Genomic DNA, 15,352 nt, shown 5'->3' with positions numbered 1-15,352 from the left:
GCGCGATGCTCAGGCGGCGAGTCGGGAAATGTCGGCGACGCAGTTCATCTGCTGATGCAGCGCGCCGAGCAGTGCCAGACGGTTCGCACGCAACGCCGGATCTTCGGCGTTGACCATCACGTCGTTGAAGAACGTGTCGACCGGTTCGCGCAGCGCGGCGAGCGCGGTGAGCGCGCCGGTGTAGTCGCGCGCGGCCAGTTGCGACTGCACGCGCGGCGTGACCTGCTCGAGCTGCGCGTTGAGCGCCTGCTCCGCCGCTTCGGTCAGCAGCGCCGGCTGCACGCCGCCATTGCCCACGCCTTCCGACTTCTTCAGGATGTTCGAAATGCGCTTGTTGGCCGCCGCGAGCGATGCCGCTTCGGCGAGCGACGCGAATTCGCGCACCGCATCCAGACGCGCGACGATGTCGTCCAGGCGCGTCGGGTTCAGCGCCAGCACCGCGTCGATTTCGCCGGCCGCGTAGCCGCGTTCGCGCAGCAGGCCGCGCAGGCGGTCCATGCTGAACTCGTAGATCGCGGCGGTCGAATCGGCGACGTTCGGCACGCCCGCGAATTGCGCATACGCGGCGCGCAGCAGTTCGACGAAGTCGACCGGCAGTTGCTTCTCGACCAGAATCCGCAGCACGCCGAGCGCGTGACGGCGCAGCGCGAACGGGTCTTTCTCGCCGGTCGGTTGCAGGCCGATGCCCCAGATGCCGACCAGCGTTTCGAGCTTGTCGGCGAGCGCGACGACGGTGCCGGTCGCGGTGGTGGGCAGCGCATCGCCGGAGAAGCGCGGCTGATAGTGCTCCGAGCACGCGAGCGCGACTTCTTCCGGCTCGCCGTCGTGGCGCGCGTAGTACGTGCCCATCGTGCCTTGCAGCTCGGGGAATTCGCCGACCATGTCGGTGATCAGGTCGGCTTTCGCGAGGCGCGCGGCGCGCTTCGCGAGCGCGACGTCCGCGCCGGTCAGCGCGGCGATCGCGCCGGCCAGCCCTTCGAGACGCTCGACGCGTTGCAGCGCCGAGCCGAGCTTGTTGTGATAGACGACGTTGGCGAGCAGCGGCACGCGCTCGGCGAGCGGCTTCTTCTTGTCCTGCGTGAAGAAGAACTTCGCGTCGGCCAGACGCGGGCGCACCACGCGTTCATTGCCTTCGACGATCTCGTTCGGCGTATCGGTCTCGATGTTCGACACGATCAGGAAGCGCGAGCGCAGCTTGCCGTTCGCATCGGTCAGCGCGAAGTACTTCTGGTTGGTCTGCATCGTCAGGATCAGACATTCCTGCGGGACCTGCAGGAATTCGTCCTCGAAGCGGCATGCGTAGACGACCGGCCATTCGACCAGCGAGGTCACCTCGTCGAGCAGCGCGTCCGGCATCACGACCTTGTCTTCGCCGGCCAGCGCGAGCAGTTGCGAACGGATCGCTTCCTTGCGCTCGGCGAAGCTGGCGATCACGCGACCGCGATGTTGCAGCGTTTCGGCGTACGACTGCGCGTGCTGGATCTGCACGAAGCCTTCGGACAGGAAGCGGTGGCCGAGCGTGGTGTCGTCGGCGTCGATGCCGAGCGCGCTGACCGGCACGACTTCTTCGCCGTGCAGCGCGGTCAGGCGATGCACCGGGCGCACGAACTGCACGCTCGAGCCGTCCGGGCGCTGATAGGTCATTACCTTCGGAATCGGCAGCTTCGCGAGCGTTTCGTCGAGCGCGGCCTGCAGGCCGTCGGCGAGCGTCGCGCCCGGCGCCGCGTAGCGCAGGAAGAACGCTTCGGCCTTGCCGTCCTGCGCGCGTTCGAGGTCGTTCACCGAGAAGTCGGGGAAGCCGAGCGCGGCGAGCTTCTTCGCGAGCGGCGCGGTGGGCTGGCCGTCTTTGTCGAGCGCGACGGAGACCGGCAGCACTTTTTCGCGCACGTGTTTTTCCGGCGCGACCGCGCGCACGTTGTGGATCGTCACCGCGAGGCGGCGCGGCGTCGCGTAGCGTTCGAACGACGGTTCGCCGTCGATCAGGTCGCGCGCCGCGAGGCGCTGCACGATGCCTTCGGCGAACGCGTCGCCGAGACGCGCGAGGGCCTTCGGCGGCAGTTCTTCAGTCAGCAGCTCGACGAGCAGGGTAGCGTGTTGAGATTGAGTCATGAGGTGAAATTCTCGTCAGTCCTGATCGATCTTGCGTTCGACTTTCAGCGGCGGAGCCCACGCGGGCATCGCGGCTTCCTGCTCGTCAGTGGTGAGGCCGGGCACGCCGTGCACCGGATTGCCGAGCATCGGGAAGCCGAGCTTCTCGCGCGATTCGTAGTAAGCCTGCGCGACGAGGCGCGACAGCGCGCGAATCCGGCCGATATAGGCCGCGCGTTCGGTGACCGAAATCGCGCCGCGCGCGTCGAGCAGGTTGAACGTGTGGCCGGCCTTCAGCACGAGTTCGTAGGCGGGCAGCGCGATCTGCGCTTCGATCATGCGCTTCGCTTCCGCTTCGTAGCTGTTGAAGAACGTGAACAGCAGGTCGACGTTCGCATGCTCGAAGTTGTAGGTGGACTGTTCGACTTCGTTCTGGTGATACACGTCGCCGTAGGTCAGGCGGCGCAGTTCCGGGCCGTTCGGGCCTTGCTCTTCCCACTCGGTCCAGACCAGGTCGTAGACGTTCTCGACCTTCTGCAAGTACATCGCGAGGCGCTCGAGGCCGTAGGTGATCTCGCCGAGCACCGGCTTGCAGTCGATCCCGCCGACCTGCTGGAAGTACGTGAACTGGGTCACTTCCATGCCGTTCAGCCACACTTCCCAGCCCAGCCCCCACGCGCCGAGCGTCGGGTTTTCCCAGTCGTCCTCGACGAAGCGCACGTCGTTCTGCTTCAGGTCGAAGCCGAGCGCTTCGAGCGAGCCGAGGTACAGGTCGAGGATGTTTTCCGGCGCCGGCTTGAGCACCACCTGGTACTGGTAGTAGTGCTGCAGACGGTTCGGGTTCTCGCCGTAGCGGCCGTCTTTCGGGCGGCGCGACGGCTGCACGTAGGCGGCGCGCCACGGCTCGGGGCCGATCGCGCGCAGGAAGGTGTGAACGTGGGACGTGCCCGCGCCGACTTCCATGTCGATCGGCTGGAGCAACGCGCAACCCTGCTTGTCCCAGTAGGACTGCAAGGTCAGGATGATTTGCTGAAACGTGAGCATGAAGTGCCTTTCGGGCATGGGGCCGTGCCGCGTACGTCGGAGCGCGCGAGGCGGCCGTGGAGCGAAGTGCTAAACCCGAGATTTTAGCGGAAAGGACAGCCGGACGGCCCGTTTTGCGGGTGCCGGCGGGACGGGATGCGGTTTTTGGGCGGCTGCCGCTTCGAAATCGAAGGCGCCGGCTCAGCTCGCCGCCAACTCCACCTTCGGCGAAAACGAATCGGCCTGCGCGATCGGCCAGTACTTCTCGAACAGCGAATAGCGATAGTTGCCGTTGAGCAGATCGTTCGGTTGCAGGTACTTCAGCAGTTCCGACATCAGCCGCACCTCATGCGACGACACCCGCCGCACGATGTGATGCGCGCGCAGCTCGGCCGGATGCTTGAGCCCCGCCGCCTGGATGATCTCCCGCAACGCATGCAGCGTGTTGTGGTGGAAGCTGAACACGCGGTCCGCCTTGTCCGGCACCACCAGCGCGCGCTGGCGCACCGGGTCCTGGGTCGCGACGCCGGTCGGGCAGCGGCCGGTGTGGCAGGTCTGCGCCTGGATGCAGCCGACCGCGAACATGAAGCCGCGCGCCGCGTTGACCCAGTCCGCGCCGATCGCGAGCGTCTTCGTGATATCGAACGCGGTGATCATCTTGCCGCTCGCGCCGATCCGGATGCGCTGCCGCAGACCGATCCCGACCAGCGTGTTGTGCACCAGCAGCAGCCCTTCCTGCAACGGCACGCCGACGTGATCGGTGAATTCGAGCGGCGCCGCGCCGGTGCCGCCCTCGGCGCCGTCGACGACGATGAAGTCCGGCAGGATGCCGGTTTCCAGCATCGCCTTCGCAATGCCGAAGAATTCCCACGGATGGCCGATGCACAGCTTGAAGCCGGTCGGCTTGCCGCCCGACAGCGTGCGCAGCCGCTCGACGAATTCGAGCAGTTCGCGCGGCGTCGAAAACTCCGAGTGAGTGGCCGGCGAGATGCAGTCGCGGCCCATCGGCACGCCGCGCGTCTCGGCGATTTCCGGCGTGATCTTCGCGGCCGGCAGCACGCCGCCGTGACCCGGCTTCGCGCCTTGCGACAGCTTGATCTCGATCATCTTCACCTGCGGCTCGGCGGCCTGCTTCGCGAATTTCTCGGCGCTGAAGGTGCCGTCGTCGTTACGGCATCCGAAGTAACCGGACGCGATCTCCCAGATGATGTCGCCGCCATGCACGCGGTGATACTTCGACATCGAGCCTTCGCCGGTGTCGTGCGCGAAGTTGCCTTTCTTTGCGCCGAGGTTCAGCGCCATGATCGCGTTCGCCGACAGCGAACCGAAGCTCATCGCCGATACGTTGAAGATCGACATCGAATAAGGTTGCGCGCGATCGGGGCCGACCACGATGCGGAAGTCGTGATTGTCGAGTCTGGTCGGCGCGAGCGAGTGGCTGATCCATTCGTGCGCGGTCGCCTTGACGTCGAGTTCGGTGCCGTACGGGCGGCTGTCCACGTCGTTCTTCGCGCGCTGATAGACGATGCTGCGTTGCGCGCGCGAGAACGGCTTTTCGTCGGTGTCGTCTTCGACGAAGTACTGGCGGATTTCCGGGCGGATGAATTCGAAGACGAAACGCAGGTGGCCCCAAAGCGGGTAGTTGCGCAGGATCGCGTGGCGTTCCTGCGTCAGGTCGTACACGCCGAGCGCGACGAGCGCGACCGGCGCGATGATCCAGAACCACGACAGATGATGCGTCGCGGCGAGCGCGGCGCAGGCTGCGAACAGTGCGATCGCGCACCACATGGCCAGATAGCGTCGAGAAAACATGGGGACTCCAGTGCGAGGAAGATCGTTGCGGCGGGAGCGTCCGCGCGGCTGGCGCGGGCGGAATCCGTCGCGAAGGAAAACTGGCGCTCGCGGCTCACGGGACGGCGCACTTCAGACGAAAGGCGCGGCGCCCGTCGGCGCAAGCGCGCAGCGTGCGGACGTGGGAAGTCCGAAGCCAAGGTGCGAACCACCGACAGTGCCGAAGCCACCCGATCCGCCGCGCTCGCCGTGGCGCATCGCTTAGCGCTCGCCCAGCAGCGCCGCTTTTTGCCGCGTGGCTTGCGGCTCGCCTTGCGCGCGCTTGTGCGCGTGCTTGCGCCGCTGCGCGCGCGTTTGCGGCTCCGGCTGATCCGGCGGCAGCTCGGCCGGCTGGCCGGTCATCGCGCGTTCGATGATGCCGCCGCCCAGGCACACGTCGCCGTCGTACAGCACCGCTGACTGGCCCGGCGTGACCGCCCATTGCGCGGTTTCGAAAGTCAGCTGGAACAGGCCCTCGCCGCTGGCGGACGCACCAGCGGCCGCATTGAAGGTGCACGCGGCGTCGGCTTGCCGGTAGCGGGTTTTCGCGCCGCACGCGAAGCCTTCAGCCGGCGGCTCGCCGGCGACCCAGCTGGTATTGCCGGCCACCAGCGTATTGCACAGCAGCCACGGATGATCGTGACCTTGGGCCACATACAGCGTGTTGCTCGGAATATCCTTGCCGGCCGCGAACCACGGCTCGCCGCTGCCGTCCTTGCTGCCGCCCAGACCGATGCCCTTGCGCTGGCCGAACGTGTAGAACGCGAGGCCGATGTGTTCGCCGACGGTCTTGCCGTCGGTGGTCTTCATCGGGCCCGGTTTGGTCGGCAGATAGCGGTTCAGGAAGTCGCGGAACGGCCGCTCGCCGATGAAGCAGATGCCGGTCGAATCCTTCTTCTTCGCGTTCGGCAGACCGATCTTTTCGGCGATCTCGCGCACTTGCGTCTTCGGAATCTCGCCGAGCGGGAACAGCGTCTTCGACAGCTGTGCCTGGTTCAGCCGGTGCAGGAAGTACGACTGGTCCTTCGTGTGGTCGAGCGCCTTCAGCAGTTCGAAGCGGCCGTTGTTCTCGCGCACGCGCGCATAGTGGCCGGTCGCGATGGTTTCCGCGCCGAGCGACATCGCGTGATCGAGAAAGGCCTTGAACTTGATTTCGGCGTTGCACAGCACGTCCGGGTTCGGCGTGCGGCCGGCCGAGTACTCGCGCAGGAATTCGGCGAACACGCGGTCCTTGTATTCGGCCGCGAAGTTGACCGCTTCGACGTCGATGCCAATCAGGTCCGCCACCGACACCACGTCGATCCAGTCCTGCCGCGTCGAGCAGTATTCGCTGTCGTCGTCGTCTTCCCAGTTCTTCATGAACAGGCCGACCACGTCGTAGCCCTGTTCCTTCAGCAGCCACGCGGTAACCGACGAATCGACGCCGCCCGACATGCCTACTACGACTTTACGCTTGCTCATAAGGTACTCACTGGGTGCTGCATCACTGCGTGGATCCGTGGGGTGGCCGCGCGCGGCGGCCTCGCCGGAATGATTGGATGATTGCGCCGCGGTTCTGTCCGCGGTCCTGCTGCTCGGGTTTTACCGCCTGGGCCCGACCGAATGCGTGTGCACGAAGTCGAGCGGGAAACGCCGGCCTGCCAGGTAATCGTCGATACATTGCATCACGAGCGGCGTGCGGTGCCGCTCGGGGCACGCGCGCAGTTCGTCGGCGCTCATCCAGACGGTGCGGACGATATCGGCGTCGAGCACGAGCGCGGGGTCCGCGTCGCCGCCCGCGCCGCAATAGGTGAAGCGCAGATACGTGGTGCCCTCGCCGGCCGGCCGCTCGAAGTGGGTCATGTACATGCCGACGAGAGCCTCGGGCACGAACGGGTGGGCGGTTTCCTCGAGGGTTTCGCGGATCACCGCTTCCAGCAAGGTTTCGCCCGCCTCGAGATGGCCGGCCGGCTGGTTCAGCCGCAAGCCCGCGGACGTGTGTTCCTCGACCAGCAGGAAGCGTCCGTCACGCTCGACGATCGCCGCGACGGTCACGTGCGGCAGCCAGGTTTCCGGTTTCATGGCTGCGCATTTTACCGGTTATGGGCGGCGCCTGCCGGGCGCCGGCCCGCCCCGCAACCCGCGCGGCGCACGGCTGCGCGAGGGCCGGTCGGAGCGGGCGCCGGAACCCACCGGCGGCCGCTGCCGGACCCGCCGGCAGGCGTCCCGCACCCCAGCATTGACCCCGATTTTTGCGCCATGGTGCTTTCGGTTACAGTGGGGCCTGCGTTAGCCGTTGCATTTGCAAGCCGGCGTGCCTCGTCGGCAGCTCTGTCGTCAAACAGGAAGTCGAGGAGGAACCACGATGCACATCGGAGTGCCAGCCGAGACGCGCGCGCATGAAACCCGCGTGGCCGCGACGCCCGAAACGGTCAAGAAGTACGCGGCGCAAGGCCACCGGGTGACCCTCCAGAGCGGCGCCGGCGCCAGCGCCAGCTTTCCCGACGACGCCTATACGGCGGCCGGCGCGGAAATCGTCGATGCCGCCGCTGCGTTCGGCGCCGACCTCGTCCTCAAAGTCCAGTCCCCCACCGATGCCGAACTGCCGCTGCTCAAACGCGGCGCGACGCTGGTCGGCATGCTCGATCCGTTCAACGCCGACAACGCCCAGAAGCTCGCCGCGGCCGGCGTGACCGCGTTCGCGCTCGAAGCGGCGCCGCGCACGACCCGCGCGCAGAGCCTCGACGTGCTGTCGTCGCAGGCGAACATCGCCGGCTACAAGGCGGTGCTGCTCGCGGCGACGCTCTATCCGCGCTTCATGCCGATGCTGATGACCGCGGCCGGCACCGTGAAGGCCGCGCGCGTGCTGATTCTCGGCGCGGGCGTCGCCGGGCTGCAGGCGATCGCGACCGCCAAGCGGCTGGGCGCGGTGATCGAGGCGTCGGACGTGCGCCCGGCCGTGAAGGAGCAGATCGAATCGCTCGGCGCGAAGTTTCTCGACGTGCCGTACGAAACCGACGAAGAGCGCGAAGCCGCGCAGGGTGTGGGCGGCTACGCGCGGCCGATGCCGCCGTCATGGCTCACGCGCCAGTCGGCGCTGGTCCACGAGCGCGCGAAGCAGGCCGACGTGGTGATTTCGACCGCGCTGATCCCGGGCCGCGCGGCGCCGACACTGATCTCGGTCGAAACCGTGCAGGCGATGAAACCCGGCTCCGTGCTGGTCGATCTCGCGGCCGGCCGCGGCGCGGAGTACGAAGGGCGGCGCGGCGGCAACTGTCCGCTGACCGAGGCGGACCAGGTGGTGGTTCGTTACGGGGTGCAGATCGTCGGTTATACGAACCTTGCCGCGATGGTGCCCGCCGACGCGTCGTCGCTGTACGCGCGCAATCTGCTCGACTTCCTGAAGCTGATCGTCACGAAGGAAGGTCAGCTCAACATCGATCTCGCGGACGACATCGTCGCGGCCACGCTGCTGGCGCGCGACGGTCAGGTCGCGCGCAACGCATAGGGAGGTGACGGCCATGGAAGTCATCAATCACACGGTGATCAATCTGATCATCTTCGTGCTGGCGATCTACGTCGGCTACCACGTGGTCTGGAACGTCACGCCCGCGCTGCATACGCCGCTGATGGCGGTGACCAATGCGATTTCGGCGATCGTGATCGTCGGCGCGATGCTCGCGGCCGGGCTGACGGTCGGCGGCGCCGGCAAATTCTTCGGCACGGTTGCGGTCGCGCTCGCGGCGGTCAACGTGTTCGGCGGCTTTCTCGTCACCAGACGAATGCTGGAGATGTTCAAGAAGAAAGAACCGAAGAAGCTTCCGGCGGCCGGCAAGGAGGGTGCGTAAATGAGCCTGAACGTCGTCACGCTGCTATATCTGGTCGCCTCGGTCTGCTTCATTCAGGCGCTCAAGGGGCTGTCGAATCCGAAGACCGCGCGGGTCGGCAATACCTTCGGAATGGTCGGGATGGCGATCGCGATCCTGACCACGATCGCGCTGATCTCCCGCCAGGCCGAAGTGCTCGGCTCCAATCTCGGCCTCGGGCTCGGTCTGCTGCTGTTCGGGCTGGTGGTCGGCGGCGCGGTCGGCGCGTTCGTCGCCGCGCGCGTCGAGATGACCAAGATGCCGGAACTGGTCGCCGCGATGCACTCGCTGATCGGTCTGGCGGCCGTGTGCATCGCGTATGCGGTGGTATCGGAGCCGGCCGCGTTCGGCCTCGCCGATCCCGACTATCCGATTCCGGGCTTCCTGCCGTTCGGCAACCGGATCGAGCTGTTCATCGGCACCTTCGTCGGCGCGATCACGTTCTCCGGTTCGGTGATCGCGTTCGGCAAGCTGTCGGGCAAGTACAAGTTCCGGCTCTTTCAGGGCGCGCCGGTCACCTACGGCGGCCAGCATCTGATCAACCTGATGCTCGCCATCGCGATGGTGGGCTTCGGCATCCTGTTCTTCCTCACGCAGTCGTGGCTGCCGTTCATCATCATGACGATCATCGCGTTCGTGTTGGGCGTGCTGATCATCATTCCAATCGGCGGCGCGGACATGCCAGTGGTGGTGTCGATGCTGAACTCGTACTCGGGCTGGGCGGCGGCGGGGATCGGCTTCTCGCTGAACAATCCGATGCTGATCATCGCCGGCTCGCTGGTCGGCTCGTCCGGCGCGATCCTGTCGTACATCATGTGCCGCGCGATGAACCGTTCGTTCTTCAACGTGATTCTCGGCGGTTTCGGCAACGAGCCGGGCGCGGCGGCGGCCGGCGCGGCCGAGCAGCGTCCGGTCAAATCGGGTTCGGCCGACGACGCATCGTTCATGCTCGGCAACGCCGAGACCGTGGTGATCGTGCCGGGCTACGGTCTCGCGGTCGCGCGCGCGCAGCATGCGCTGAAGGAGCTGACCGACAAGCTGGTCGAGAAGGGCATCGAGGTCAAATACGCGATTCACCCGGTGGCCGGGCGGATGCCGGGGCACATGAACGTGCTGCTCGCGGAAGCCGAGGTGCCGTACGACATGGTCTACGAGATGGAGGACATCAACGGCGAGTTCGGCCAGGTCGACGTGGTGCTGGTGCTCGGCGCGAACGACGTGGTCAATCCGGCCGCGAAGAACGATCCGAAGTCGCCGATTGCCGGGATGCCGATCATCGAGGCGTACAAGGCGCGCACGGTGATCGTCAACAAGCGTTCGATGGCCGCCGGCTACGCGGGGCTCGACAACGATCTGTTCTATATGGACAAGACGATGATGGTGTTCGGCGATGCGAAGAAGGTGATCGAGGACATGGTGAAGGCGGTCGAATAACAGCTTCGCCGCAGCCAACTCGCAAAAGAATCGCGGCGCGCCACGCCGCGATTTTTTTTGCCTACCGGGATTTCGCGTTCACATGGCGCAACAGATCGGCGAGCCGTCTGCCTTCCTGATCGGGATAGGTTTCGAGCACTTCGAGCGCGTCGATCTTTTCCAGTCCGAAGTTGCGGAAGTCGCCGCGCAATTCGCACCATGCGCCGAGCGTCCAGCGCGCGCCCCAGTACGCGAGCGCGAGCGGCCACACGCGCCGTTCGGTGGCCGCGCCGTTCGCATCGATGTACGCGAAGCGCACCACGTGGCGGGCGTCGATCGCGCGATGCAGCGTGTCGAGCTGCGCGGAAAAATCTCCTTTGATATGAAACGACGGCGCGAAGATCGCCAGCTGCTCGAGCGTCGCGCGCTTGTCGGCGGGCATCGCCGATGCGATCTTCGCGAGCGCGCCGCGCGCGCCGCTCGCGAAGCCGGCGCCGCCCCACGATTCGAGCATCCGCGCGCCGGCCGCGAGCGCGGCGAGTTCGTCGGCGGTGAAGGTGAGCGGCGGCAGACTCGCGGAACGCGACAGCCGGTAGCCGATTCCCGCTTCGCCTTCGATTGGCACCCCTGACAATTGCAGATCGCGCACGTCGCGGTAGACGGTGCGCGGCGACACGTTCAGCCAGTCGGCCAGTTGCTGCGCGGTGGTCAGACGGCGGCCGCGCAGCAGCTCGGCGATCTGGAACAGGCGGTCGGCGCGGCGCGTCATCGTGGGCGTCGGGTAGAGGAGGAGGGGGACGGTCCCGCGATGATAGCGCCGCATGCTGGCCCGCGCTGCGGTTGAGCGGCAGGCGTACGAGCTTCGCGCGGCCGTTGCCTAGTTGGTAAGCGAGTGCAAGCCGAGCCGGTTGCCTTCGCTATCGGTGAAGAACGCGATATAGCCGATATCCTGCGGCAGCTTGATCACCGGTCCGTCGCTCTTGCCGCCGGCCTTTTCGATCCGCGCGAGCGCGGCGTCGACGGTGGGCTGCGCGTTCAGATAGACGATCACGCCGCCGGCGACGGGCTTGAGCGACGGGTTGTGAACGATCGCGCCGCCGCTGGCCGGCTCCTCGTACTTGAACACCGCGATCGGCTGGCCGCCGAATTCCTGGCGGTTCAGCGTGGTAGCGAGCGCGGCTTCGTAGAAGCGCACCGCGCGGTCGAAATCGACGGACGGAATCTCGAACCACGCAACGACTTTGGGCAACGCGGACATGACACTCTCCTTCGGATGGCAGTAGGCCGGTTCAGCGCCGGATGGCGTGAGAAGGAGTGTGCGGGGGTGCTGCTGACAGCGTGGTGTCAGCAGCCAGAAGTGGCTCGCGGCACGAAGAAGCGGCTCGCAACAACGGACCCATGACGATGCGCCGGCGTACGCCGATGCGTTGTTCGTCGCGTCAAACAAAAAAGCCGCGGACTTTCGTGCCGCGGCTTTTCTTGCCGGAATAACGTGCTGCGAACGCAGCGTCGCTCGCGCCGCGAACGCGCCGGCCTCAGTCCGCCGGCGTATCGCTCTGCGGCCGCTGCCGCACGCTGCCCGCGATCAGATCGAAGCGGAACAGACGGCATTCGAGCGCGCCGTTAAAGAGCGGCGTCTTGGTCGATTCGCGCAGCCGCAGCTGCCCCGGCAGCTTGCGATCCGACGTCAGAATGAACGCGTGCCAGCCGGTGAAGCGCTGCTTCAACGCGTTGCCGAACAGCTGGAAGAACTCGCTGTCCGGCGCTTCTTCCTGAATTCGCCGGAAGCCGTCGTCGCGCTGCTCGCGATTGCCGCGGTCTTCGCGCAACTCGCCGCGCGCGTTGCGCCCGCGCACTTCGATCCGCTCGCCATACGGCGGATTCGCGACCAGAATGCCCGGCGCCGAACTCGGCGGCGTCATGTCGCGCGCGTCGAGCTGCTTGAGCTGGATCTGCGGCAAACCGGCTCGCTCGAAATTCGCGCGTGCCTTATCGAGCATGTTGATCGAAATTTCGCTGCCGAAAATCTGCAGATCGGCACGCGAGCCGCGCGCCGCGTTCTTTGCGTCGAGCGCGGCGTTTTTCAGCTCGCGCCATGCCTTCGAGTCGAATTGCTTGAGCTTCTCGAAGCCGAACTGGCGCTCGGCGCCAGGCGCGATGTTCAGCGCGACCTGCGCGGCTTCCGCGAGGAACGTGCCGCTGCCGCACATCGGGTCGTACAGCGGCGTGCCGGCCTGCCAGCCGGTCAGGCGCAGAATCCCCGCCGCGAGGTTTTCGCGCAGCGGCGCGGCGCCCTTGTCCAGCCGCCAGCCGCGTTTGAACAGTGGGTCGCCGGAAGTGTCGAGATACAGCGTGCAGTCGGTCGCGGTCAGGAATGCGAACACCCGCACGTCGGGCATCGCGGTGTCGATGCTCGGGCGCGCGCCGCTCTTTTCGCGCAGCCGGTCGCAGATCGCGTCCTTCACGCGCAGCGTCGTGAATTCGAGGCTCCGCAGCGGCGACTTGATCGCGGTGACGTCGACGCGCAGCGTTTCGTGCGCGGAGAACCACTGCTCCCAGCGCTGTTCGACCGCGAGCGCGTAGATGTCCTGCTCGTTGCGGTACGGTCGTTGCGCGATTTTCAGCAGCACGCGGCTCGCGAGCCGTGAATGCAGATTGGCCGCCATGCCGGCGGCCCAGCCGCCGCGAAAATGCACGCCGCCCGGCACCTGGGCGCCGGCCGTGAAGGCGGCGCCGTGCAGATGCCTGGCGGCAATTTCGGCGAGTTCGGCCGCGAGCGGGGCTTCGAGACCGCGCGGGCAGGGGAGGAAGAAATCGAAGGACATTAGGTTGCCGGAAGGCGTTGAATAAGGCGCTATTGTACGCGGTCGGGGTGCGCCGGCCCGGCCACCGGCCACACCAGTTCCAGCGGCCGCCGTCTGAGCCGCTGCCAGATCGCGCCGCGCAGCGAACGCACCGCATTGCGCCGCAAGTCGCGCGATTTGACCGCCATATAGAACGCCAGCGCGAAACTGACCGCGACGTTCAGAATCGCCATGCTGGCCACGCCCGCCACCGCCCACCAGAGCGCAGGCAGCTTCAGCGCATCGGGGCCGAGCACGCCGAGCGCGACGCCGATCGAGCCGGCGCTGAGCGTCACGTGACGCACTTCGAAACTGAATGCGAACGCGGTCAGGATCGCCGGCACGAGGCCGAGCATCAGGCCGAGCGTGATATTGCCGACCACCCCGGCGACGTTGCTCCGGCAAAAGCGCGCGAGACGCGCGGCCCCCGCCGCGCCGAGCGTCAGGCGCAGGCGGCGGTTGTAGGCGAGCGCGTCGCCGACCCGATGCAGGATGAACCAGTTGTCGGCCCAGCCGGCCAGCAGACTCGACGACCACAGCAGCACGCCGGTCAGCGCCGCGTAGAACGGCGTCGGCCCGAGCAGCGAGAACGAGCGCAGCGTCGCGAGCGCCTTGTCCTGCGAGATCAGATCGGTATGAAACAGCGCGTGCCATAGCAGATCGACGCCCAGGCACACCGGGAACACCAGCAGCACGTTGCCGAGCACCGCGGCGGCCTGGGTGCGCATCAGCGCGGTCACCGAACTGACGAAACTGTCGACGCCGGCCGGCGTGCCGACCCCGTCGAGTTCGCGCGCGAGCGTCGGCGCGGTCATCGCCGGTTGCTTGGTGGCGAGGGAGAAGTGCAGGAAGTGCATCAGCAGAAAGCTCGCCGCGTAGTTGATGCCGGCCAGCAGGCCTTCGAACATCGCCTGGAAATGCGCGCCGGTGATGGCGAACTTCACGCACACGGTGACCACGGTGACGAGTCCGCCGCCGGCCGCCATCCGCAGCATCTTCAGATATTCGGCGCGGTCGCGCGCGATGTAGTGCTCGCCGGTGTCGGCGCTGTACTCGACGACCTTGCGGGCGAGCAGCGAGAAATTGCTGCGTGCGAGGTGCGCGACGCTCTGGCTCGCGAGATTCGCGCGCACCAGCTCGGCGGTCAGGCGCGCGCCCGCGTGCGGATCGTGCTGGGCCATCCACGCATCGAGCAGATGCTCGGCGCGTTCGATGCGCATGCGCATCCGCTCGACCTGAAACACGATGTCGACGCTCACGCCGTTGCGGTACAGATGCGCGAACACGTTGCCGGTCGCGCTGCGGCATTCGTCGAGCAGCAGACGCAGATAGTTGACCTCGCGCAACAGCGGTTCCTGCGGGCCGCCGGCCGCGTACGCCTGATGCGCGGTCTCGAGCGCGAGCATCGCGCGGGTGAGGCGGTAGAACGGCTGGCTTTCCATCGCGACGCGCATATCGGCGGTGTCGGTGCGGTGCTCGTTGTGCTCATCGTGCTCGTCGCCATCGTCGCGATTGCCGCCCAGGCGGCTGCGCACCGTCTGCGACAGGCCGGTCGAGCTGATCTGGCAGGTCAGGTTGTGCAGCGCGGCCAGCAGATCCAGCGAGAACGGCGTGCTGTCGCCGGCTTCGTCGGTGTCGCGCGCGTAGTCGAACAGCGCGTGAATCCGCACCAGCAGATCGGTGGGCAGCGTGTCGATCCAGTCGGCGTCGCGCTCGGAGCCGAACATCAGCGTGACGATCGCGCTGAGCTCGCGACGGTTCGGCGCGGGCGGGATCAGCGCCGCCTCGACGCGCTCGAACACCGCGCCGAGCAGCCCCGAATGCACCGGCATCCCGGCGTCGCACAGCAGCGACAGGCCATCGCTTTCGCGCAGCAGCGCGCGCAGGATGCCGGCGACGTTCGCTTTCCACGCCGGGTTGCGGTCGAGTACGTGCAGCAGGTAGCGGATGCGGGTGTGGGCCGGGTTCGAAGCCTTGACGGGGACGGCGTCGGCGTTGGCGTTGGTCGCGTTGGCCGCGTTGGCTGGGGTGTCGGCATGCTCCGTGGCGCTCGCGGCATTGGCCGGCGCGCTCGCGCCGCCACGCACCGCGTTGCCGCGGCGAATCCAGTGCGCGAGTTCGATCAGCCACGCGCTGCGTTCCGAGTAAGGCGCGTCGCGGTCCGCGATCGCCAGTAGCGCGTCGAGTTGATGGCCGCCGTCACGCGACGCACGCCACTTTTTTATGATTCGTTTGATGGAGTCGAACATGGGTTTTTCCTGCGCACGAGCGCGCCGGGATACGGGGCCGAGGCGGCGGACATCCGCGCAT

At 66.8% G+C, this 15,352-nt stretch carries 12 protein-coding genes; 3 read left to right on the top strand and 9 right to left on the bottom strand.

The window, feature by feature from the left end:
- Positions 1-9 precede the first annotated feature (9 nt).
- The 5 genes from glyS to LJ656_RS05125 form a co-directional block, all read right to left on the bottom strand.
- Positions 10-2,109 (bottom strand): glycine--tRNA ligase subunit beta, encoded by a 2,100-nt coding sequence (gene glyS / locus LJ656_RS05145; protein ID WP_230508191.1) that lies wholly within the window; start codon positions 2,107-2,109, stop codon positions 10-12.
- A gap of 15 nt (positions 2,110-2,124) precedes the next feature.
- Positions 2,125-3,132 carry a glycine--tRNA ligase subunit alpha gene (gene glyQ / locus LJ656_RS05140; protein ID WP_075295440.1) on the bottom strand — a complete coding sequence of 336 codons (1,008 nt, stop codon included), beginning with the start codon at positions 3,130-3,132 and terminating at the stop codon, positions 2,125-2,127.
- A 180-nt stretch (positions 3,133-3,312) separates the two neighbouring features.
- A complete protein-coding gene (locus tag LJ656_RS05135; protein WP_230508190.1) occupies positions 3,313-4,923 on the bottom strand; it encodes an FMN-binding glutamate synthase family protein in 1,611 nt (536 codons plus the stop codon).
- Between the two features lie 240 nt (positions 4,924-5,163).
- A complete protein-coding gene (gene mnmA / locus LJ656_RS05130) occupies positions 5,164-6,402 on the bottom strand; it encodes a tRNA 2-thiouridine(34) synthase MnmA (protein WP_230508189.1) in 1,239 nt (412 codons plus the stop codon).
- Positions 6,403-6,522: 120 nt separating this feature from the next.
- Positions 6,523-7,002, bottom strand: a complete 480-nt coding sequence (locus LJ656_RS05125; RefSeq protein ID WP_230508188.1) for an NUDIX hydrolase — start codon at positions 7,000-7,002, stop codon at positions 6,523-6,525.
- Positions 7,003-7,285: 283 nt separating this feature from the next.
- On the opposite strand from LJ656_RS05125, the gene LJ656_RS05120 reads away from it, so the two are divergent.
- From LJ656_RS05120 to LJ656_RS05110, 3 genes are read left to right on the top strand one after another with little or no spacing between them, the layout of a single operon-like run.
- Entirely contained in the window at positions 7,286-8,428 is a 1,143-nt protein-coding gene (locus LJ656_RS05120; protein ID WP_230508187.1) for a Re/Si-specific NAD(P)(+) transhydrogenase subunit alpha, read from the top strand.
- 13 nt (positions 8,429-8,441) lie between these two features.
- Positions 8,442-8,768, top strand: a complete 327-nt coding sequence (locus LJ656_RS05115) for an NAD(P) transhydrogenase subunit alpha part 2 (protein ID WP_230508186.1) — start codon at positions 8,442-8,444, stop codon at positions 8,766-8,768.
- Complete coding sequence (locus LJ656_RS05110; RefSeq protein WP_230508185.1) at positions 8,769-10,220, top strand: NAD(P)(+) transhydrogenase (Re/Si-specific) subunit beta; 1,452 nt, start codon at positions 8,769-8,771, stop codon at positions 10,218-10,220.
- A 61-nt stretch (positions 10,221-10,281) separates the two neighbouring features.
- Here the strand turns inward: LJ656_RS05110 and LJ656_RS05105 are convergent, their stop codons facing one another.
- From LJ656_RS05105 to LJ656_RS05090, 4 genes are all read right to left on the bottom strand, one after another.
- Positions 10,282-11,022, bottom strand: coding sequence for a helix-turn-helix transcriptional regulator (locus LJ656_RS05105; protein ID WP_230508184.1), 741 nt, complete (start codon positions 11,020-11,022; stop codon positions 10,282-10,284).
- Between the two features lie 54 nt (positions 11,023-11,076).
- On the bottom strand, positions 11,077-11,457 hold the full coding sequence (locus LJ656_RS05100; RefSeq protein ID WP_230508183.1) for a VOC family protein: 381 nt from the start codon (positions 11,455-11,457) through the stop codon (positions 11,077-11,079).
- Positions 11,458-11,734: 277 nt separating this feature from the next.
- Entirely contained in the window at positions 11,735-13,024 is a 1,290-nt protein-coding gene (locus tag LJ656_RS05095; protein WP_230508182.1) for a THUMP domain-containing class I SAM-dependent RNA methyltransferase, read from the bottom strand.
- Positions 13,025-13,053: 29 nt separating this feature from the next.
- Positions 13,054-15,291 carry a site-specific recombinase gene (locus LJ656_RS05090; protein WP_230508181.1) on the bottom strand — a complete coding sequence of 746 codons (2,238 nt, stop codon included), beginning with the start codon at positions 15,289-15,291 and terminating at the stop codon, positions 13,054-13,056.
- Between the last annotated feature and the right edge of the window lie 61 nt (positions 15,292-15,352).

The organism is Paraburkholderia sejongensis (assembly GCF_020880815.1).
GTDB lineage: Bacteria > Pseudomonadota > Gammaproteobacteria > Burkholderiales > Burkholderiaceae > Paraburkholderia > Paraburkholderia sejongensis.
This window is presented reverse-complemented; position numbering and strand designations above follow the sequence as displayed.